This is a genomic window from Pseudomonas sp. Snoq117.2 (assembly GCF_900110545.1).
Lineage (GTDB): Bacteria > Pseudomonadota > Gammaproteobacteria > Pseudomonadales > Pseudomonadaceae > Chryseomonas > Chryseomonas benzopyrenica.
In genome coordinates, this window is the sequence record NZ_FOED01000011.1 from 48,435 (window position 1) to 69,061 (window position 20,627).

Below are 20,627 nucleotides of genomic sequence, written 5' to 3' on the forward strand. Positions count from 1 at the left end.
AGGCCTGATCGCGCGCCTGCCCTGGCGCTTCAGCCTGATTATCGGGCTGTTGCTGGTCATGGTCGGCACCATCATCTGGCGCATCGTCGATCTGCACGTGATCGACCGGGCCTTTCTCAAGGGGCAGGGGGATGCGCGCAGCGTGCGCACCATTCCTATCCCGGCGCACCGTGGCCTGATCACCGATCGCAATGGCGAACCCCTGGCCGTGAGTACGCCGGTCACCACCCTGTGGATCAATCCCAAGGAGCTGCTGGGCGCCGAGGATCGCTGGCCGACCCTGGCCGATGCCGTCGGCCAGCCGCGTGCGGAACTGGCCAAACGCATCGAGCAGAACGCCAGCAAGGAATTTCTCTACCTGGCCCGCGGCCTGACGCCCGAGCAGGGCGAAGCGGTGATGAGCCAGGTCAAGGCGCACAAGATTCCCGGTGTCTACGACATCGAGGAATTTCGGCGTTTCTATCCGGCGGGTGAGGTGGCGGCCCATGTGGTCGGCTTCACCGATATCGACGATCACGGCCGCGAAGGCATCGAACTGGCCTTCAACGAATGGCTGTCCGGCGTGCCGGGTCGTCGCCAGGTGGTCAAGGATCGTCGCGGTCGGCTGATCCGCGATGTGCAGGTCGCCAAGAACGCCAAGCCGGGCAATACCCTGGCGCTGTCCATCGACCTGCGTCTGCAGTATCTCGCTGCCCGCGAGCTGCGCAATGCCCTGACCCAGTTCGAAGCCGAGGCCGGCAGCCTCACCATCGTCGACGTCAAGACCGGCGAAGTCCTGGCGATGGTCAACATGCCCACCTACAACCCCAACAACAGACGCAGCCTCGAACCGGCCGCTATGCGCAACCGGGCGATGATCGACGTCATGGAGCCCGGCTCGGTGATGAAGCCGATCTCCATGACCGCGGCGCTCGCCAGCGGTCGCTGGAAGCCCACCGACAAGGTCAACGTCTATCCCGGTTCGCTGCAGATCGGCCGCTACACCATCAAGGACGTCTCCCACAGCGATGGCGCCCTGGACCTGACCGGCATCCTCATCAAGTCCAGCAACGTCGGCATGAGCAAGATCGCCTTCGATGTCGGTGGCGAGAACATCTACAACGCCATGCGCGCCGTCGGCCTCGGCCAGGACACCGGTCTGGGCTTCCCCGGCGAGCGGGTCGGCAATCTGCCCAACCACCGCACCTGGCGTCCGGCCGAGACCGCGACCCTGTCCTATGGCTACGGCCTGGCGGTGACCGCCGTGCAGCTGGCCCATGCCTATTCGGTGCTGGCCAACGACGGGCGCTCGGTACCGCTATCCATGGTGCGCCTGGATAAGGCTCCGGCCAGCGACCAGGCGGTGGACGAGCGCGTCGCCAAGACCCTGCAAGGCATGCTGCAACAGGTCGTGGAAGCTCCCGGTGGTGCCTTCCGCGCCCAGGTGCCGGGCTACCACGTCGCCGGCAAGAGCGGTACCGCGCGCAAGACCAGCACCGGTACCCGGGGCTATGCCGAAAATTCCTATCGCTCGCTGTTCGCCGGCTTCGGCCCCACCAGCAATCCGCGCCTGGCCGCGGTGGTGGTGATCGACCGTCCCAGCAAGGGCGGCTACTACGGTGGTGTGGTGTCGGCGCCGGTGTTCAGCCGCGTGATGTCCGGCGCTCTGCGCCTGATGAACATCCAGCCGGACAATCTGCAGCCGCTGCCGGTGCAGCAGGCCCAGGCCCAGGCCCAGGCTGCCGCCAAGCCGCTGCTGGTCGGGGAGCGTGATCGATGACCCGTCTGCTGACCGAACTCCTGTCTGAAGCCAGCGCTGCCGTCGACATCGACGGCCTGGCGCTGGACAGTCGCGACGTTCGGCCGGGCTCGCTGTTCCTCGCCATTCCCGGCTTGCACAGCGATGGCCGTACCCATATCGCCAGTGCCGCCGAACGGGGTGCCGCAGCCATCGCCTACGAGGTGAAGGACGCTCCCGCGCTGCCGAACCTGGACATCCCTCTGATCGCCGTCGAAGGGCTGGCCGGCAAGCTTTCCGCCATCGCCGGTCGTTTCCATGGCGAACCCAGCCAGCGCCTGGCGCTGGTCGGCATCACCGGCACCAACGGCAAGACCAGTGTCAGCCAGCTGATCGCCCAGGCCTGCGACCTGCTCGGTCAGCGTTGCGGCATCGTCGGCACCCTGGGCAACGGCTTCCATGGCGCCCTCGCCGAAGGCCGCCACACCACCCCGGACCCCCTCAAGCTACAGGCGACCCTGGCCGAACTGGCCGCCGGTGGCGCCGCCAGCGTGGCCATGGAGGTCTCTTCCCACGGCCTGGTCCAGGGCCGGGTGGCAGCGCTGGCCTTCAAGGTCGCGGTCTTCACCAATCTTTCCCGCGACCACCTCGATTATCACGGCACCATGGCCGCCTATGGCGAAGCCAAGGCCCAGTTGTTCGCCTGGCCCGGGCTCGGCACCCGCGTCCTCAATATCGATGATGCCTTTGGCCGCGAGCTGGCAGCTCGCCCCAGCCCGGCAGCGACCCTGACCTACAGCCTGAGCGATCCGGCTGCCAGCATCCATTGCCAGGCTGTCCAGTTCGACGACCACGGCGTGCGCGCCCAGCTGGTCACCGCCCAGGGCACCGGCGAGCTGCGCAGCCAGCTGATCGGACTCTTCAACCTGAGCAATCTGCTGGCCGCCATCGGTGCGCTGCTGGGCTTGGGGCATGGCCTCGACGCCATCCTTGCCATCCTCCCGCAGCTGCAGGGCCCGGCCGGACGCATGCAGCGCCTGGGCGGCGCCGGGCGGCCGCTGGTGGTAGTGGACTATGCACATACCCCCGACGCCCTGGACAAGGTGCTCACTGCCCTGCGGCCCCATGTCGGTGCCCAGGGTCGATTGGTCTGCGTGTTCGGCTGTGGCGGCGATCGCGATCGCGGCAAGCGGCCGGAGATGGCCGCGGTGGCTGAGCGCCTGGCCGACCAGGTGGTGGTGACCGACGACAACCCCCGTACCGAGGATCCGGCCGCCATCGTCGCCGACATTCGCGCGGGCTTCGCGCAGCCCGAGCAGGTGAGCTTCGCCGGCCGGCGCGAGGTGGCAATCGCCCAGGCCGTGGCCGCGGCGACCGCCCAGGACATCGTGGTGCTGGCCGGCAAGGGCCATGAGCCCTACCAGGAAATCGCCGGTGTCCGCCATCCCTTTTCCGATCTCGACCAGGCCGAGCGGGCCCTGACCGCCTGGGAGCGACAGCATGCTTAGATCCTTCACCCTCACCGAAGTGGCCGAGGCCCTGACCGGCAACCTGCTGGGCGCCGATGCCCTGTTCGATGGCGTCGGCACCGACAGTCGCAAGGCCGTGGCCGGACAACTCTTCGTCGCCCTGAGCGGGCCGCGCTTCGATGGTCATGCCTATCTGGCCGACGTGGCCGCCCAGGGCGCCGCGGCAGCCCTGGTGGAGCGCGCCGTTCCCGAGGTTCATCTGCCCCAACTGGTGGTAGCCGACACCCGCCTGGCGTTGGGTCGCCTCGGCGCCTTCAATCGTGATCTGTTCCAAGGCAAGCTCGCCGCCGTGACCGGCTCCAGCGGCAAGACCACGGTCAAGGAACTGCTCGCCGCCATCCTGCGTCAGCAGGGTGCCACGCTGGCCACCCAAGGCAATCTGAACAACGAACTCGGCGCACCCCTGACCCTGCTGCAACTGGCCGCCGAGCACGCCTTCGGCGTCATCGAGCTGGGCGCTTCCCACGTCGGGGACATCGCCTATACCGTGAGCCTGACACGCCCGGATGTCGTTATCATTACCAACGCCGGCCAGGCCCATGTGGGCGAGTTCGGCGGCGTCGATCGTATCGTCGAGGCCAAGGGCGAGATCATCGAAGGCGTGGGCGAGGCGGGCACCGTGGTGCTCAACCGCGATGACGCCGCCTTCGAGACCTGGCAACGCCGTGCGGCCGGGCGCCAAGTCATCGCCTTCGGCCTGGATGCCCGCGCCGATGTCCGCGCCACCGAGGTGAGCCTGGATAGCCAAGGTCGTCCGAGCTTCACCCTGCACACTGCCCAAGACGACGTATGCATCACCTTGCAACTGCTGGGTGCCCACAACGTCGGCAATGCCCTGGCCGCCGCGGCGGCCGCCCTCAGCCTGGGCCTGGACCTGACCACCGTCGCCCGTGGCCTGGCCACAGCGGCACCGGTCCAGGGCCGCACCCTGACCCGCACCAGCCAGCGCGGCGCCCAGGTCATCGACGACAGCTACAACGCCAACCCCGCCTCGGTGAAGGCCGGGATCGATCTACTGGCTGCCCTGCCGGGCCGTCGGGTGGTGGTCCTGGGCGACATCGCCGAGTTGGGCGAATGGACCGAACAAGGCCATCGCGACGTGGGCGAGCATGCCCGCGGCAAGGTGGACGCCTTCTACAGCGTCGGTCCCTCCATGTCCCATGCGGCCCGCGCCTATGGCGCCGAAGCCCGACATTTCGCCGAGCGCGAACAGCTGATCGAGGCCCTGGCGGACGAGGACCGGGCCGGAACCACCCTGCTGATCAAGGGATCCCGCAGCGCCGCGATGGATAAGGTCGTCGCCGCGCTCTGCGCTCTCAACACCGAGGAGAAACACTGATGCTGCTGCTGTTGGCGGAGTTCCTGCAACAGTTCTACAAGGGCTTCGCCGTCTTCCAATACCTCAGCCTGCGCGGCATTCTGGGCGTCCTGACCGCCCTGATGCTGTCGTTGTGGCTCGGCCCCTGGATGATCCGCACCCTGCAGATCCGCCAGATCGGCCAGGCCGTGCGCAACGATGGCCCCCAGTCGCACCTGTCCAAATCCGGTACCCCCACCATGGGCGGCGCCCTGATCCTGACCACCATCGGCATCAGCACCCTGCTGTGGGCCGATCTGCACAACCGCTATGTCTGGACCGTGCTGGGGGTGACCTTCCTGTTCGGCGCCATCGGCTGGGTCGACGACTATCGCAAGGTGATCGAGAAGAACTCCCGGGGCCTGCCCAGTCGCTGGAAGTACTTCTGGCAATCGGTGTTCGGCCTGGGGGCGGCGATCTTCCTCTACATGACGGCCAAGGCCCCAATCGAAACCACCTTGATCCTGCCGCTGCTGAAGAACATCGAAATCCCGCTGGGGATTTTCTTCGTTGTGCTGACCTACTTCGTCATCGTCGGCTCCAGCAACGCGGTCAACCTCACCGATGGCCTCGACGGCCTGGCGATCATGCCCACCGTGATGGTTGGCGGCGCCCTGGGCATCTTCTGCTACCTGTCGGGCAACGTGAAGTTCGCCGACTACCTGCTGATTCCCTATGTGGAAGGCTCCGGCGAGCTGATCGTCTTCTGCGGCGCCCTGATCGGGGCGGGTCTGGGCTTCCTCTGGTTTAACACCTATCCGGCCATGGTCTTCATGGGTGACGTCGGCGCCCTGGCGCTGGGCGCCGCCCTGGGCACCATCGCCGTGATCGTCCGCCAGGAAGTGGTGCTGTTCATCATGGGTGGCGTCTTCGTCATGGAGACCCTCTCGGTGGTCATCCAGGTCGCCTCCTTCAAGTTGACCGGCAAGCGCGTCTTCCGCATGGCGCCGATCCACCACCATTTCGAATTGAAGGGCTGGCCCGAACCGCGGGTCATCGTGCGCTTCTGGATCATCACCGTGATCCTGGTGCTGTTCGGTCTCGCCACCCTGAAACTGAGGTAATCGCAGTGCTCATCGCTTCCGACCAGTTCCGTATCGTCGTCGGCCTCGGCAAGAGTGGCATGTCGCTGGTGCGCTTTCTCGCGCGCCGGGGTGTGCCCTTTGCCGTGGCCGACACGCGGGAACAGCCGCCGGAACTGGAAACGCTGCGCACCCAATATCCCGGGATCGAGGTGCGTTGCGGTGAGCTGGATGCCGACTTCCTCTGCCGCGCGGCCGAACTCTATGTGAGCCCCGGTCTGGCCCTGGAAACGCCGGCGCTGCGAGAGGCCGCTGCCCGTGGCGTGCGGCTGTCCGGCGACATCGATCTGTTCGTGCGTCACGCCAAGGCACCCCTCGTCGCCATCACCGGCTCCAACGCCAAGAGCACCGTCACCACACTGGTCGGCGACATGGCCCGGCGCGCCGGCAAGCGCGTCGCCGTGGGCGGCAACCTGGGCACTCCGGCGCTGGATCTGCTGGCCGACGACGTCGAACTCTATGTGCTGGAGCTTTCGAGCTTCCAACTGGAGACCTGCGAGCGGCTCGACGCCGAGGTGGCCACGGTGCTCAACCTCAGCGAAGACCATATGGATCGCTACAGCGGCATGCCGGCCTATCACCAGGCCAAGCACCGCATCTTCCGCGGCGCCCGCCAGGTGGTGGTCAATCGCGACGATGCGCTGTCGCGGCCGCTGATCGGCGAGGGCGTGCCCTGCCTGACCTTTGGCCTGGGACGTCCGGATTTCCGTGCCTTCGGCATTCGCGAGGAGGAGGGCCATCGCTATCTGGCGCTGGCCTTCGACAACCTGCTGGATGTCGAGGAACTCAAGATCCGGGGCACCCACAACCACAGCAATGCCCTGGCCGCACTGGCGCTGGGTCAGGCTGCCGGCTTGCCGCTGGCGCCCATGCTGGAGGCGCTACGCGCCTTCCCGGGGCTGGAGCATCGCTGCCAGTGGGTGGGCGAGGTCGCGGGGGTCAACTACTACAACGATTCCAAGGCCACCAACGTCGGCGCTGCCCTGGCGGCGGTCGAAGGCCTGGGTGACGACATCGCCGGGCAACTGGTGCTGATCGCCGGTGGCGACGGCAAGGGGGCCGATTTCAGCGCCCTGCGCGAGCCCATCGCGCGCCACTGCCGCGCCGTGGTGCTGCTGGGCCGCGATGCGGCGCGGATCGCCGAGATCCTGCCGGCCACCGTGCAACAGGTGCGCGTCGCTACCCTGGACGAGGCGGTGAATGAAAGCCGCCAGCTGGCCCAGCCGGGCGATGCCGTGCTGCTGTCGCCGGCCTGCGCCAGCCTCGACATGTTCCGCAATTTCGAAGAGCGCGGACGGTTGTTCGCCCAGGCCGTAGGAGCATTGTCATGATCCTCAGCCTGCTGCGTCCCTATCCCTCGCCGCTGGCCAGCCGCCATGGCATCGACCTGGATTTCCCGCTGCTGGCCGGCTGCCTGTTGCTGCTCGGCCTCGGCCTGGTGATGGTGACCTCGGCCTCCTCGGAAGTGGCCGCGGCCCAGTCCGGCAATCCGCTGTACTTCATGTATCGCCACCTGGTCTACCTGGCCATCGGCTTCGTCGCCTGCGGCGTGGTGATGCTGATTCCCATGGCCACCTGGCAGCGCTTCGGCTTTCCGCTGCTGATCATCGCTTTCCTCTTGCTGATAGCGGTGCTGGTGCCTGGCATCGGTCGCGAGGTGAACGGTTCCCTGCGCTGGATCGGCTTCGGCATCTTCAACGTGCAGCCCTCGGAGATCGCCAAGGTCTTCGTGGTGCTCTATTTGGCTGGTTACCTGGTCCGTCGTCAGCATGAGGTGCGCCACACCTGGGCCGGCTTCTTCAAGCCCTTCATCGTTCTGCTGCCGATGGCCATGCTGCTGCTGCGCGAGCCCGACTTCGGCGCCACCGTGGTGATGATGGGCGCCGCCGGTGCCATGCTGTTCCTCGGCGGTGTCGGCCTGTTCCGCTTCATGCTGATGGTCGCCCTGGCCGTGTTCGCGGTGTTCGTCCTGGTCCAGACCCAGTCCTACCGGATGCAGCGACTGATCACCTTCACCGATCCCTGGGCCGACCAGTTCGGTTCCGGCTACCAGCTGACCCAGGCGCTGATCGCCTTCGGCCGTGGCGGCTGGACCGGTCTCGGTCTGGGCAACAGCATCCAGAAGCAGTTCTACCTGCCCGAGGCCCATACCGACTTCCTCTTCGCCGTGCTGGCCGAGGAATTGGGGCTGATCGGTGCCATGGCCACGGTCGGCCTGTTCCTCTTCGTCTGCGTGCGCGGTCTGTTCATCGGTCACTGGGCCGAGCAGTCCAAGCAGTTCTTTTCGGCCTATGTGGCCTATGGCCTGTCCATGCTGTGGATCGGCCAGTTCCTGATCAACATCGGCGTGAACGTCGGCCTACTGCCGACCAAGGGGCTGACGCTGCCCTTCCTCAGCTACGGCGGCAGCTCCCTGGTGATCTGCTGCGTGAGCATGGGTCTGCTGCTGCGCATCGAGTGGGAGAGACGAACGCTGGTCGATACCGAGGATGTGGAATTCACCGAAGAGGATTTCGCCGATGTCCGCTAACGTCCTCATCATGGCCGGCGGCACCGGCGGGCACGTCTTCCCGGCCCTGGCCTGCGCCCGTGAATTCGAAGCCCGCGGCTATACCGTGCATTGGCTGGGTACGCCGCGCGGCATCGAGAACGACGTGGTGCCCAAGGCCGGCATCAGCCTGCACCACATTCCGGTCACCGGACTGCGCGGCAAGGGCTTGCGTTCTCTGGTGAAGGCACCGCTGCAACTCAGTGGCGCCCTCATGCAGGCCATGGGTCTCATGCGCCGGCTCAAGCCGGTCTGCGTGCTGGGCCTGGGTGGCTTCGTCACCGGTCCCGGTGGCCTGGCCGCCAAGCTGTGCAACATCCCACTGGTGATTCACGAACAGAACGCCCATGCCGGCACCGCCAACCGCCTGCTGGTGCCCATGGCCGCCCGCGTCTGCGAAGGCTTTGCCGACACCTTCCCGGCGTCCGCCAAACGCCTGTCCACCGGTAATCCGGTGCGCGCTGAACTCTTCGCTCCGGTGACCCGTGCGCCGCTGGAAGAGCGCGCCGCCAACCTGCTGGTATTGGGCGGCAGCCTGGGCGCCGAGCCGCTCAACAAGCTGTTGCCCGACGCCCTGGCGCAAATGCCCGCTGGCCTGCGACCCAATGTGCGCCACCAGGCCGGCCGCCAGCATGCTGAGGTGACCGCCGAGCGCTACGCCAACGTCGCCGTGGAGGCCGATGTCCAGCCCTTCATCGCCGACATGGCCGCCGCCTATGCCTGGGCCGATCTGGTGATCTGCCGGGCCGGCGCCCTGACCGTTGCCGAGCTGACCGCCACCGGTCTGCCGGCGCTGCTGATCCCCCTGCCGCACGCCATCGACGACCACCAGACCAGCAATGCGCGCTTCCTGGAGCGCGCCGGTGCCGGTGTGGTGCTGCCGCAACATTCCACCCGCCCGGCGGATCTCGCCGCGCAGCTTACCGAGGTCCTGATGCATCCCGAACGTCTTGCCGGCATGGCCGCTCGCAGCCGTGCCCTGGCCAAACCCGATGCCACCCGTGCAGTCGTCGACGCCTGTCTGGAGGTTGCCCGTGGTTAAGTCGCAAAGTGCCATTCAGGCCGAGGTTCGGCGCATGCGCAGCATCCGCCGCATCCACTTCGTCGGTATCGGCGGCGTCGGCATGTGCGGCATCGCCGAGGTGCTGCTGAACCTGGGCTATGAAGTCTCGGGTTCGGACCTCAAGGAATCCGCGGTGACCGCGCGCCTGCAGCAATTCGGCGCGCGCATCTACATTGGCCACCGCGCCGAGAACCTGGATCAGGTCGACGTGCTGGTGGTGTCCAGCGCCATCAACAGATCCAATCCCGAGGTCTCCGCCGCCCTCGAGCAGCGCATTCCCGTTGTGCCCCGCGCCGAGATGCTCTCCGAGCTGATGCGCTATCGCCACGGCATCGCCGTCGCCGGTACCCATGGCAAGACCACCACCACCAGTCTGATCGCCTCGGTGTTCGCAGCCGAGGGCCTGGACCCGACCTTCGTCATCGGCGGCCGCCTCAATGCCGCCGGTACCAATGCCCAGCTCGGCACCAGCCGCTACCTGATCGCCGAGGCCGACGAGAGCGACGCCAGCTTCCTGCACCTGCAGCCCATGGTTGCCGTGGTCACCAATATCGACGCCGACCACATGAGCACCTACGAGGGTGACTTCAATCGGCTCAAGCGCACCTTCGTCGATTTCCTGCACAACCTGCCGTTCTATGGCCTGGCGGTGCTCTGCGTCGATGATCCGGTGGTGCGCGAGATCATTCCCCAGGTCGCCCGGCCCACCGTCACCTACGGCACCGCCGAGGACGCCGACGTGCGCGCCGTGGACATCCGCCAGGACGGCATGCGCACCTATTTCACCGTGCTGCGCGAGGGCCGTGCGCCCCTGGCGGTCTCGGTCAACATGCCGGGCGTGCACAACGTGCTCAACGCCCTGGCCACCATCGCCATCGCCACCGACGAAGGCGTCAGTGACGAGGCCATCCTCAATGGCCTGTCCGGCTTCCAGGGGGTAGGGCGGCGCTTCCAGGTCTACGGCGAACTGCCGGTCGCCGGTGGCAGCGTCATGCTGGTGGACGACTACGGTCACCACCCGCGCGAAGTCGCCGCGGTGATCAAGGCCGTGCGCGGTGGCTGGCCCGAGCGCCGGCTGGTGATGGTCTATCAGCCGCACCGCTTCAGTCGCACTCGCGATCTCTACGAAGACTTCGTCCAGGTGCTAGCCGATGCCAACGTCCTCCTGCTGATGGAAGTCTATCCGGCCGGCGAAGAACCCATTCCTGGAGCCGACAGCCGCCAGCTCTGCCACAGCATCCGCCAGCGCGGTCAGCTCGATCCCATCTATGTGGAGCGCGGCAGCAACATCGCCCCGCTGGTCAAGCCGCTGCTGCGCCCGGGCGACATCCTGCTCTGCCAGGGCGCGGGCGACATCGGCGCACTGGCACCGCAACTGCTCAACCACCCGCTGTTCGCCACCGCCGCGACCGCCGGGAGTTCGGCATGAGCCGTCATCCGTACAACCCCTTGCCGGCAGCCGCTGTTGCCGGCGCGCACGTGGAGGGCTGAACCTTGGTCGCCACCCTACGTCACAACCAGCCCGGCTTCGGTCGGTCGCGCAACGTCGAGCAACGCGGAGCCAGTCGTCTGGTCGCCGAAGAGCCGCTGTCGACGCGCCTGCCGCGTCCCAGCCTGGGTCTGCTCAAGCGCATCCTCTGGCCGTTCCTGCTGCTGGGGCTGGGCTTCGGCACCTATGAAGGCGCCCAGCGGCTGCTGCCCTATGCCGACCGGCCGATCGCCAAGGTCAGCGTCAAGGGCGATCTCTCCTACATCAGCCAGGCGGCGGTGCAGCAACGGATCGCGCCCTTCGTCGGCACCACCTTCTTCCAGGTCGACCTGGCCGACATGCGCCATGAACTGGAAACCATGCCGTGGATCGCCCATGCCGAGGTGCGCCGCGTCTGGCCGGACGAGATCAGCATCCGCCTGGAAGAGCAGATGCCCATCGCCCGGTGGGGCGACGAGGCGCTGCTGAACAACCAGGGTGAGGCTTTTGCCCCGCAGGATCTGGCCAACTATGACAATCTACCGCGGCTGTACGGCCCCAAGCGGGCCCAGCAGCAAGTGATGCAGCAGTACCAGATGTTCAGCCAGATGCTCCGGCCGCTCGGTTACACCGTGGCGCGTCTGGAAATGCACGAGCGTGGCAGCTGGTACCTCACCACCGGTCAGGGCCTGGAACTGGTGTTCGGCCGCGACCAGCTGGTGGAAAAGATGCGGCGCTTCATGCGCCTGTACGATCAGGTGCTCAAGGCACAGATGGACAATATCGCGCGGATCGATCTGCGTTATCCGAACGGTCTGGCCGTGGCCTGGCGTGATCCCGCTGTCGCCGCCACCCCCGTGACCGAACCGGCCAAGCATTGAGGAGAAGTTTTTTACTATGGCAAGCGTGCAAAGCGGCAAGATGATCGTCGGCCTCGACATCGGCACTTCCAAGGTCGTGGCTCTGGTCGGCGAGGTGTCTTCCGATGGTCAGATCGAGATCGTCGGGATCGGCACCCATCCGTCGCGCGGGCTCAAGAAGGGCGTGGTGGTCAACATCGAGTCCACCGTCGCCTCGATCCAGCGGGCCATCGAAGAAGCCCAGCTGATGGCCGGTTGCCGGATCCACTCGGCCTTCGTCGGTATTGCCGGCAATCACATCCGCAGCCTGAATTCCCACGGCATCGTGGCGATCCGCGACCGTGAAGTGAGTCCTGCGGACATCGAGCGGGTGCTCGATGCCGCCCAGGCGGTGGCCATTCCCGCCGACCAGCGCGTACTGCACACCCTGGCCCAAGACTATGTGATCGACAACCAGGAAGGGGTACGCGAGCCCCTGGGCATGTCCGGCGTGCGCCTGGAAGCCAAGGTCCATGTGGTGACCTGCGCCGTCAACGCCGCGCAGAACATCGAGAAATGTGTTCGCCGTTGCGGCCTGGAAGTCGACGACATCATTCTGGAACAGTTGGCCTCGGCCTATTCGGTACTGACCGACGACGAAAAGGAACTGGGCGTCTGCCTGGTGGATGTCGGTGGCGGCACTACCGACATAGCCATCTTTACCGAAGGCGCCATCCGCCATACGGCGGTAATACCCATTGCTGGCGACCAAGTCACAAATGACATTGCCATGGCCTTGAGAACCCCGACGCAATATGCCGAAGAAATCAAGATTCGGTATGCTTGTGCCTTGGCGAAACTGGCTGGACCGGGCGAAACCATCAAGGTGCCCAGTGTAGGTGATCGTCCGCCGCGAGAATTGTCGCGTCAGGCCCTCGCGGAAGTGGTCGAGCCCCGTTACGATGAGCTATTCACACTGGTGCAAGCGGAACTGCGCCGCAGTGGTTACGAGGATCTGATCCCCGCTGGGATCGTACTCACCGGTGGTACTGCGAAGATGGAAGGCGCGGTCGAACTGGCGGAAGAGATTTTCCATATGCCGGTACGCCTGGGGGTGCCCCAGACGGTCAAGGGTCTGACTGACGTAATCAGCAACCCGATCTATTCCACAGGCGTCGGCCTGTTGCTCTATGGTCTGCAAAAGCAGACCGATCCTTTGCCGGTTGTTTCTGGCGGATATAGCAGCGAAACCAAATCCACAGTCCTGGAACGCATGAAGCGTTGGGTCCAGGGCAACTTGTAATTCACAATTAAACCGCGGCAGTAGGCGAAGATCCGAAAGGAAGAGAGGGGACCATGTTCGAACTCGTAGACAACATTCCACAAAGCGCCGTGATCAAAGTCATCGGCGTGGGCGGTGGCGGTGGCAACGCCGTCAACCACATGGTCAAAAGCGGTGTTGAAGGCGTCGAATTCATCTGTGCAAATACCGACGCCCAGGCCCTGAAGAACGTCACATCCCGTACCGTGCTGCAACTCGGCCCAGGCGTCACCAAGGGTCTGGGTGCCGGCACCAACCCGGAAATCGGCCGCCAGGCGGCCATGGAAGATCGTGAGCGCATCGCCGAAGTCCTCGAAGGTGCCGACATGGTCTTCATCACCACCGGCATGGGCGGTGGCACCGGTACCGGTGCCGCGCCGATCATCGCTGAAGTGGCCAAGGAAATGGGTATCCTGACCGTTGCCGTGGTCACCCGTCCGTTCCCCTTCGAAGGCCGCAAGCGCATGCAGGTCGCCGACGAAGGCATTCGCTCCCTGTCCGAATGTGTCGACTCGCTGATCACCATCCCCAACGAGAAGCTGCTGACCATTCTGGGCAAGGACGCCAGCCTGCTGGCCGCCTTCGCCAAGGCTGACGACGTCCTCGCCGGCGCCGTTCGCGGTATCTCCGACATCATGCAGCGTCCCGGCCTGATGAACGTCGACTTCGCCGACGTCAAGACCGTGATGGGCGAGATGGGCATGGCCATGATGGGTACCGGCCACGCCAGCGGTCCGAACCGTGCGCGCGAAGCCACCGAAGCCGCCATCCGCAACCCGCTGCTGGAAGACGTCAACCTGCACGGCGCCCGCGGCATCCTGGTCAACATCACCGCTGGCCTGGATCTGTCCCTGGGTGAATACGCCGCCGTCGGCGAGATCATCGAGGACTTCGCCTCCGAACATGCCACCGTCAAGGTTGGCGCGGTGATCGATCCGGAAATGCGCGACGAGCTGCACGTCACCGTGGTCGCCACCGGCCTGGGCGCGCGCATCGAGAAGCCGGTCAAGGTGGTGGACAACACCGCTCAGACCCTGGCCGCTGCCCGTCAGGAAACCGCTCCCGTCAACTACGACGACCTCAAGTACCCGACCTCGATGCGCTCCGGTCGTGGCAGCCAGCAGCATGGCGGCTCGGCAGCGGCGACCAAGGTCAATCCCAACGACGACCTGGACTACCTGGACATCCCGGCCTTCCTGCGTCGTCAGGCTGATTGATCGGGTATATCACAAGCCAGGGTGTGATTAGTGGGCATCGATTTTCGCTTCTGCTATCATCGCGACTTCGTTGAACACCATTCGCACCCTGCGACCGAGCGGCCCTGGCATGATTAGACAACGCACCCTCAAGAACACCATTCGCGCCACCGGCGTCGGCCTGCATTCCGGGGAGAAGGTGTACCTGACCCTGAAGCCGGCTCCCGTCGATACGGGGATCGTGTTCCGTCGCACCGATCTCGATCCGGTCGTGGAAATCCCGGCCTGGGCCGAGAACGTGGGTGAAACCACCATGTCGACCAATCTGTTCAGTGACAGTGGCGTCAAGGTCGGTACCGTTGAACACCTGCTGTCGGCCATGGCCGGTCTGGGTATCGACAACGCCTACGTCGAGCTGTCCGCGGTCGAAGTCCCGATCATGGACGGCAGCGCCGGTCCCTTCGTGTTCCTGATCCAGTCCGCGGGGCTGCAGGAGCAGGAAGCGGCCAAGCAGTTCATCCGCATCAAGCGTGAAGTGAGCGTCGTCGACGGTGACAAGCGCGCCACCTTCGTGCCCTTCGACGGCTTCAAGGTGACCTTCGAGATCGACTTCGATCACCCGGTGGTCAACAACCGTACCCAGAAGGCCTCGGTGGATTTCTCGAGCACCTCCTTCCTCAAGGAAGTCAGCCGTGCCCGTACCTTCGGTTTCATGCGTGACCTGGAATTCCTGCGTTCGCACAACCTGGCCCTGGGTGGCAGCGTCGACAACGCCATCGTGGTGGACGAGAAGGGTGTGATCAACGAAGACGGCCTTCGTTACGAAGACGAATTCGTCAAGCACAAGATCCTCGACGCCATCGGCGACCTCTACCTGCTCGGCAAGAGCCTCATCGGCGAATTCCGCGGCTACAAGTCCGGCCATGCCATGAACAATCGCCTGCTGCGTGCGCTGCTGGCCGATCGTGATGCCTGGGAAGTGGTGACCTTCGAAGACTCCGGTCTGGCACCCATTTCCTATATGAGACCTGCGGCTGCCGTCTGAGCCCGGTCCCAAGCAAAAGCCCTGCATTCGCAGGGCTTTTTTTATGATCGCCGAAAGGTCTAGCGACGCGTCAGGGGCTCGCCCTGAAAGCTCACGCCGGCCAGGCCCTGGGCGACGAGGGCGCGGATGTTGGCGTGATCGCTGCCCTCCGGCGTCTGCAGCACGCTGCGGTAGTGCTCGCCAAAGGCCAGCAGGGCTTCCTCATCGCTCAGGCCTTCGAGCCTGGCCAGACCCAGGGTCTTGCAGGAGCCTTCGTTCTGGCCGGCGGCATTGTCCACCCCGCCGTTGCGAAAGGCGGTGGGCTGGTAGTGATAGTGCTCGGCGACGAAGGCCAGGGTGTCGGCGAAGGCGTGATCGCCCTGGGCCAGGCTGGCGCGAAAGCGGGAGAGGTCGCTCATTTGCGCTGCTGCTCCTGGAAGGCCGCGGCCTGGGTCGGGGAGGCCTCGGTCTGATGCTGGGCTTTCCAGTCCGCATAGGGCATGCCGTAGACGACCTCGCGGGCGTCATCGAGACTCAGCTCCAGACCCTTGTCGTCGGCGGCGGCCTTGTACCACTTGGACAGGCAGTTGCGGCAGAAGCCGGACAGATTCATCAGGTCGATGTTCTGCAGATCGGTACGCTTGCGCAGGTGCTCGACCAGGGTGCGGAAGGCGGCGGCCTCCAGTTCCAGGCGGTCTTGTTCGGTCATGACTGATTCCTCTTGCTAGCGACGGCCATGGCGCAGGTGGCGCCCGCCGTTGAGGGTGAAGGTGCTGCCGGTCGCGTACTGGGTCGACAGCAGATAGAGCACGGTATCCACGATGGGGTCGGCGCCGGGTTCGAAATCCAGCAGCGCCTTGTCCAGGGTCGCCTGGCGATAGGCCTCGTCGGCGCCTTCCTTGAAGATCAGCAGCCCTGGCGCGATGGTGTTGACCCGCACCGTGGGGGCAAGGGCCTCGGCAAAGGACAGGGTCAGATTGTGCAGGGCGGCCTTGGTGGCGGCGTAGCCGATGTGATTGCGGCTGCCACGGGTCGCGCTGTCGTCGCCGATATGGATGATGTCGGCCCGGGGTGCGGCCAAGAGCAGATCTTGCAGGCCCAGGTTGAGGTGATAGGGCGCTTCCAGATGCAGGCGATAGAGCAGCCGCAGATTGTCCAGGCCATCTTCAGCCCAGACCGAGGCGTTGTGCACGATACCGCGCAGTGCGGGGTGACGTTCATGGAGCTGCTGCAGCAGGGTGTCACGCTGCGCCTCTTCGGTCAGATCGACCTGATAGGCTTCGAGCTCGAGGTCACGCAAGGGGCCGGGATCGTCGCGATAGACGGCAATGACGGGTTGGCCCTCGGCCAGCAGCCGGCGGGTCAAGGCGAGACCGACGCGGCGATTGGCACCGGTGACCAGAAGGGGAAGGGTTGCGGACATGAAGGGTACCCGATCCTGATGAGCGAAGCGGTCATGAGGCTGGCCGCTATTGTACGCATTCGACTCGTCAGGATGCAGGCTGATCCGCTATCGACCTAGCGAGCGCTGCCTCGCCAGCCATTGGCCCGCGATGAGGCGTTGTGCAGCCAGCCCTTCAACGCCCGGGTGATGAGGGGAATGAAGACGCAGACCATCACTGGGGTAAGGATCAGGGTGCTCAGCAGGATGCGTGGCAGCAACGGCAGATGCGCCAGATAATCGCCAAAGGCGGCATTGAACAGCAGGGAGATGGGAAAGAACGCCAGCCAGACGGCGATGCTCTGCTTCCAGCGCGGCGGCGGCTGGAGGCCGGCACCGAACCAGTCGTCCATGCCCTGAGCCCGTCGTGCCTGGGGCGCTTCGAACAGGCCCTGGCCACGCTCCAGCCAGAGGCGCCGGGTGTCCGAGTGTTCCCACTCGTCGAGGGTCTGGGGGCAGGCGAAGCGAAAGATGATCTGCACCAGGTTGTCGCCCGGTGGCGGGGTAAGGACACCCGAGCCGAGATAGCCGGGATACCCGGTGGCCAGGGCTTCGCCTTCGCGCAGCCAGACCAGAAAGGCGTCGTATTGGCCGGCCGCGACGCGCCGCGCGACCATGAGGGTAACAGGCTGATTCATGCTCCAACTCCGGGCGATCGGGCCGGATAGGCCGGATGCCGTCATGCCGCCGGGTAGGCGGACAGGTGGCGAAAACGCCTGGGGTAGCAGGCGGCGCTAGCATAACAAGCCTTGAGACCCTTGGCTGCAGCGGGGGTTGCCAGCGGAGGCGTCTTGCTGACGGAGCGCCAAGCCCTGCCGGGCCAGGCATACTGGGCGGGATTCCACGCAAGAGGTCTGTATGAAAGTCGCACTGTTGAATGGCTCGGTCTATGGCGCCGCGGAAGATATCGCCCGTCAGGTGAAGGCGCGGCTGAGCGCGGCAGGCCATGAGGTCTGGCACCAGCCCAATGCCGATCTCGCCAGCCTAGAGGCCTTCGCACCCGAAGCCTTGCTGGCCATTACCTCCACCACCGGCATGGGCGAACTGCCCGCCAATCTCGAGTCGTTGTATTTCCAGCTGCGCGATCGGCTGCCGCCCTGGGCCGGACGGCCCGGCGCCGTGCTGGCCCTGGGTGATTCCAGCTATGGCGACACCTATTGCGGTGGCGGCGAGCTGATGCAGGAGTTGTTCGCCGAGCTGGGGCTGCGCGAACTGCTGCCCATGCTGCGCATTGACGCCAGCGAAACGGTGACGCCGGACGAAGATGCCGAGCGCTGGGTCGCCGAGGTCATCGCCGCACTGGGCTGATCTTGCCCAGGCGGCAAAGCTGCTTTACCCGTCCTGATCCCGCCGCCTGGCCCGGTTGGCTGTCCTCGTCCCCTCAGCCTCGGTATCCTTGAGCGCCTGATGACTGTTTGAGATGGAGCCCTGGGTGAATAGATATCTACGCCTGGCTCTGGAGCTGTGCGGATTGGGCGCGCTGTGGGGCGTGGGTACCTGGCTGGCGACCTCCTTCGTCTTGCCGGTACCGGGCGGTGTGGTAGGGCTGGCCATGCTGCTGTTGCTGCTGGCCGCGCGCATCGTCGAGCCCGAGTGGTTACAGGGCGGCGTGCGCCTGCTGTTGGGCGAAATGCTGCTGTTCTTCATTCCCGCGCTGTTGAGTCTGCTCGACTATGGCCCGCTGCTGCGGCAGGAGGGCGTGCGCATCCTGCTGGCGATCCTGCTCAGCACCGTGCTGACAATGGTCGCCACCGCCTATACCGTGGACTGGATGTTCCGCCGCCGGGGGCGTCGCGATGCTTGATCTGCCTGGACTCTTCTGGCTGCTGCTGACGGTGGCGGGTTATGTGGTGAGTCGACTGCTCTATGCCCGGTTGCGCTGGTATGTGGTCAGTCCGATCATCTTCGTCACGGTGCTGCTCTATGCCGCCACCCTCTGGCAGCAGGTGAGCTATGCCGAATACGCCCACTACAGCCACTGGCTGATCACCCTGCTGGGACCGGCGACGGTGGCCTTTGCCGTGCCGATCTGGCAGCAACGCCGCTTGCTGGCGCGCTACTGGCAGGCGCTGCTGGCCGGACTCTGCGTCGGCAGCGGTGTGGCCATCGGCAGTTCCTGGCTGCTGGCCCGGCTGCTGCTGCTCGACGACCGGGTGCTGCTGTCCATGTTGCCGCGCTCCATCAGCACCCCCTTCGCCATGCCGATGTCCGCGACCGTCGGCGGCGTCCCCGAATTGACCGCGGCCTTCGTGATGATCACCGGACTGGGTGGGGCCATCCTCGGCAGCCTGCTGATCAAGCTGCTGCCGCTCAAGTCGGCGCTGGCCCGTGGCGCCCTGTTCGGCATGGGCGCCCATGGCGTGGGCACCAGCAAGGCCTACGAGGTCGGCCTGGAAGAGGGCACTGTGGCCGGCCTGGTCATGGTACTGGCCGGCCTGAGCAATCTGCTCGGTGCGCAGCTGGTGCTCTGGCTGCTGCGCGGCTAGTGCAGGGTGGCGGAAGGGGCGCTCAATTGCTCCAGTCGCCGCCGTACCTGCTCGCGTTCGGCATCGTCTTCGCTGATCAGCAGGGCGTGCTGCAGGTCGTAGCGCTCGGCCTGGGGGCAGTCGAGTTGGCGGTACAGATCGGCGCGCGCCAGATGATCGATGACCCCGACCGTTCCCAGTTCGATGACGCGCTGGGCATCCTTGAGCGCGGCCAGCGGCTGGTCGCTCTGGCGATGCAATTCACGCAGATTGCGCGAGAGGCGCTGCATCATCTGCCGCGGCCCCAGGGGCGCCAGGTAGCTGGCCTGCAACTGCGCGGTGGGGCCGAATTGATCCACCAGGAGTTGGCGGCAGTCGTTCATGTACAGGCGTCGCCCGCCGAAGGGTTCGAGCAGGTGATCCGCGCCCGGCACGCGCAGCAGGAAATGGCCGGGAAAACCGATGCCCTGCAGGTCGATCTCCAGGCGTCGGGCCAGTTCCAGGGCCACCAGGGCGATCGACAGGGGTTGGCCGCGCCGTCGCGCCAGAACCTCATCGAGTAGGGCGGCGGTGGGATTCAGGGGCCACTCGGCAGCGCGAAAGCCGGCATCGCACAGTTGCCGTAACAAGGCCTGGGCACGCTCGGCGTGACTGGCATCGCCATCCAGGGTGGCGACCAGACGCAGGGCCAGCTCATCCAGCGAGTGCAGCAGGGCGGAGGGATCGATCTGTTCATAGTGCTCGGCCGCGATCCACAGGGCGGCTTCCAGCAGCCGGGGATCGGGCCGGTCCAGGCAGGCGAGGCAGAATAGACGCGCGTCCACAGCAGACTCCAGGGCCCTTGGGGCCTTTTCCTCAGGTTTTAGCCTGCCAGCGCGTGGTCGTCCAGTCTGCGACAGTTGTGCACTGGTCGGCGGTCCGGCTTCCCGCTATAAGAACGGCTGGTGCCAGAGCAATCTTGAGAGTGGGAATTCCAGCATGGACGAATCTTCGAATGGACGTCTTCACCCTTGTGCAGGGAGCATCTGGCCATGAAGTGGGCAGACAGCGGTCGCAAACGCATGCACGACGGGGCGAACTCCCTTGGCAACCTGATGGTGGAAGGATTCCACTACTTCGGCCTGTTCGCCATCGGCGCGGCCACGGCCTGGGCCTCGGTGATGGCCTTCATGGGCATGGTCGACAAAGGCCAGGCGAGCATCGATGACATTCTCCTGCTCTTCATCTACCTGGAGTTGGGTGCCATGGTCGGCATCTACTTCAAGACAAACCACCTGCCCATCCGCTTTCTGCTCTACATCGCCATCACTGCCCTGACCCGCTATCTGATCGGCGATGTCTCGCACCATCGGCCACCGGATGCCGGGCTGCTGTATCTCTGCGGCGGGATCTTTCTGCTGTCGCTCTCGGTACTGGCGGTCCGCGTCGCCTCGAACAAGTTTCCTTCCAGCAAGGTGCTCGATGCGACGGGGGATGTGGTGGGCGAGGGCGACAAGTAGCTTGCGCAGTCCCTATCCGCTTCGCTCCTGGCGACGCGGCTGGCCGAGCCAGGTGCCGCGCCGTCAGGATGACCAGCC

21 protein-coding genes are annotated in these 20,627 nt (G+C 65.5%); 16 read left to right on the plus strand and 5 right to left on the minus strand.

What is annotated here, in order from left to right:
- Positions 1 to 58: 58 nt before the first annotated feature.
- The 12 genes from BMZ43_RS20825 to lpxC all read left to right on the plus strand — a co-directional run bounded on the left by BMZ43_RS20825 (position 59) and on the right by lpxC (position 15,165).
- Positions 59 to 1,759 (plus strand): peptidoglycan D,D-transpeptidase FtsI family protein, encoded by a 1,701-nt coding sequence (locus tag BMZ43_RS20825; RefSeq protein ID WP_371913898.1) that lies wholly within the window; start codon positions 59 to 61, stop codon positions 1,757 to 1,759.
- A complete protein-coding gene (locus BMZ43_RS20830) occupies positions 1,756 to 3,225 on the plus strand; it encodes a UDP-N-acetylmuramoyl-L-alanyl-D-glutamate--2,6-diaminopimelate ligase (protein ID WP_093256249.1) in 1,470 nt (489 codons plus the stop codon). The genes BMZ43_RS20825 and BMZ43_RS20830 overlap by 4 nt, the downstream gene beginning before the upstream one ends.
- A complete protein-coding gene (gene murF / locus BMZ43_RS20835; RefSeq protein WP_093256251.1) occupies positions 3,218 to 4,585 on the plus strand; it encodes a UDP-N-acetylmuramoyl-tripeptide--D-alanyl-D-alanine ligase in 1,368 nt (455 codons plus the stop codon). Before BMZ43_RS20830 ends, murF begins: the two co-directional genes overlap by 8 nt.
- Positions 4,585 to 5,667, plus strand: coding sequence for a phospho-N-acetylmuramoyl-pentapeptide-transferase (gene mraY / locus BMZ43_RS20840; RefSeq protein ID WP_017640710.1), 1,083 nt, complete (start codon positions 4,585 to 4,587; stop codon positions 5,665 to 5,667). Before murF ends, mraY begins: the two co-directional genes overlap by 1 nt.
- A 5-nt stretch (positions 5,668 to 5,672) precedes the next feature.
- On the plus strand, positions 5,673 to 7,016 hold the full coding sequence (gene murD / locus BMZ43_RS20845) for a UDP-N-acetylmuramoyl-L-alanine--D-glutamate ligase (protein ID WP_017640709.1): 1,344 nt from the start codon (positions 5,673 to 5,675) through the stop codon (positions 7,014 to 7,016).
- Complete coding sequence (gene ftsW, locus BMZ43_RS20850; RefSeq protein WP_026083805.1) at positions 7,016 to 8,215, plus strand: putative lipid II flippase FtsW; 1,200 nt, start codon at positions 7,016 to 7,018, stop codon at positions 8,213 to 8,215. The genes murD and ftsW overlap by 1 nt, the downstream gene beginning before the upstream one ends.
- Complete coding sequence (gene murG / locus BMZ43_RS20855) at positions 8,205 to 9,275, plus strand: undecaprenyldiphospho-muramoylpentapeptide beta-N-acetylglucosaminyltransferase (RefSeq protein WP_093256253.1); 1,071 nt, start codon at positions 8,205 to 8,207, stop codon at positions 9,273 to 9,275. Before ftsW ends, murG begins: the two co-directional genes overlap by 11 nt.
- 34 nt (positions 9,276 to 9,309) lie before the next feature.
- A complete protein-coding gene (murC, locus tag BMZ43_RS20860; protein WP_017640706.1) occupies positions 9,310 to 10,725 on the plus strand; it encodes a UDP-N-acetylmuramate--L-alanine ligase in 1,416 nt (471 codons plus the stop codon).
- 65 nt (positions 10,726 to 10,790) lie between these two features.
- Complete coding sequence (locus BMZ43_RS20865) at positions 10,791 to 11,645, plus strand: cell division protein FtsQ/DivIB (RefSeq protein WP_017640705.1); 855 nt, start codon at positions 10,791 to 10,793, stop codon at positions 11,643 to 11,645.
- Positions 11,646 to 11,661: 16 nt separating this feature from the next.
- Positions 11,662 to 12,906: a cell division protein FtsA gene (ftsA, locus tag BMZ43_RS20870; RefSeq protein ID WP_017640704.1), complete on the plus strand. Its 1,245-nt coding sequence runs from the start codon at positions 11,662 to 11,664 to the stop codon at positions 12,904 to 12,906.
- A gap of 53 nt (positions 12,907 to 12,959) precedes the next feature.
- Positions 12,960 to 14,141: a cell division protein FtsZ gene (gene ftsZ, locus BMZ43_RS20875; protein ID WP_017640703.1), complete on the plus strand. Its 1,182-nt coding sequence runs from the start codon at positions 12,960 to 12,962 to the stop codon at positions 14,139 to 14,141.
- 109 nt (positions 14,142 to 14,250) lie between these two features.
- Positions 14,251 to 15,165: a UDP-3-O-acyl-N-acetylglucosamine deacetylase gene (lpxC, locus tag BMZ43_RS20880; RefSeq protein WP_017640702.1), complete on the plus strand. Its 915-nt coding sequence runs from the start codon at positions 14,251 to 14,253 to the stop codon at positions 15,163 to 15,165.
- 59 nt (positions 15,166 to 15,224) lie between these two features.
- Here lpxC and BMZ43_RS20885 read toward each other — a convergent pair whose 3' ends face one another.
- The 4 genes from BMZ43_RS20885 to BMZ43_RS20900 all read right to left on the minus strand — a co-directional run bounded on the left by BMZ43_RS20885 (position 15,225) and on the right by BMZ43_RS20900 (position 17,223).
- Positions 15,225 to 15,563 carry a HopJ type III effector protein gene (locus BMZ43_RS20885; RefSeq protein WP_093256255.1) on the minus strand — a complete coding sequence of 113 codons (339 nt, stop codon included), beginning with the start codon at positions 15,561 to 15,563 and terminating at the stop codon, positions 15,225 to 15,227.
- On the minus strand, positions 15,560 to 15,853 hold the full coding sequence (locus BMZ43_RS20890; protein ID WP_093256258.1) for a DUF1244 domain-containing protein: 294 nt from the start codon (positions 15,851 to 15,853) through the stop codon (positions 15,560 to 15,562). The genes BMZ43_RS20885 and BMZ43_RS20890 overlap by 4 nt, the downstream gene beginning before the upstream one ends.
- Positions 15,854 to 15,868: 15 nt before the next feature.
- Complete coding sequence (gene folM, locus BMZ43_RS20895; RefSeq protein WP_093256261.1) at positions 15,869 to 16,567, minus strand: dihydromonapterin reductase; 699 nt, start codon at positions 16,565 to 16,567, stop codon at positions 15,869 to 15,871.
- Between the two features lie 95 nt (positions 16,568 to 16,662).
- Positions 16,663 to 17,223, minus strand: a complete 561-nt coding sequence (locus BMZ43_RS20900; protein ID WP_026083804.1) for a putative antibiotic biosynthesis monooxygenase — start codon at positions 17,221 to 17,223, stop codon at positions 16,663 to 16,665.
- 220 nt (positions 17,224 to 17,443) lie between these two features.
- Between BMZ43_RS20900 and BMZ43_RS20905 the strand changes: the two genes are divergently transcribed.
- The 3 genes from BMZ43_RS20905 (at position 17,444) to BMZ43_RS20915 (ending at position 19,071) form a co-directional block, all read left to right on the plus strand.
- Positions 17,444 to 17,893, plus strand: coding sequence for a flavodoxin (locus BMZ43_RS20905; RefSeq protein WP_093256263.1), 450 nt, complete (start codon positions 17,444 to 17,446; stop codon positions 17,891 to 17,893).
- A gap of 112 nt (positions 17,894 to 18,005) precedes the next feature.
- On the plus strand, positions 18,006 to 18,389 hold the full coding sequence (locus BMZ43_RS20910; RefSeq protein WP_026083803.1) for a CidA/LrgA family protein: 384 nt from the start codon (positions 18,006 to 18,008) through the stop codon (positions 18,387 to 18,389).
- Positions 18,382 to 19,071 carry an LrgB family protein gene (locus BMZ43_RS20915; protein ID WP_017640695.1) on the plus strand — a complete coding sequence of 230 codons (690 nt, stop codon included), beginning with the start codon at positions 18,382 to 18,384 and terminating at the stop codon, positions 19,069 to 19,071. Before BMZ43_RS20910 ends, BMZ43_RS20915 begins: the two co-directional genes overlap by 8 nt.
- On the opposite strand, the gene BMZ43_RS20920 is transcribed toward BMZ43_RS20915, so the two are convergent.
- Positions 19,068 to 19,874, minus strand: a complete 807-nt coding sequence (locus BMZ43_RS20920) for a SirB1 family protein (protein WP_093256266.1) — start codon at positions 19,872 to 19,874, stop codon at positions 19,068 to 19,070. The genes BMZ43_RS20915 and BMZ43_RS20920 overlap by 4 nt on opposite strands.
- Before the next feature lie 201 nt (positions 19,875 to 20,075).
- Here BMZ43_RS20920 and BMZ43_RS20925 point away from each other — a divergent pair, with 201 nt between their 5' ends.
- A complete protein-coding gene (locus BMZ43_RS20925) occupies positions 20,076 to 20,549 on the plus strand; it encodes a phosphate-starvation-inducible protein PsiE (RefSeq protein WP_026083802.1) in 474 nt (157 codons plus the stop codon).
- Positions 20,550 to 20,627 lie beyond the last annotated feature (78 nt).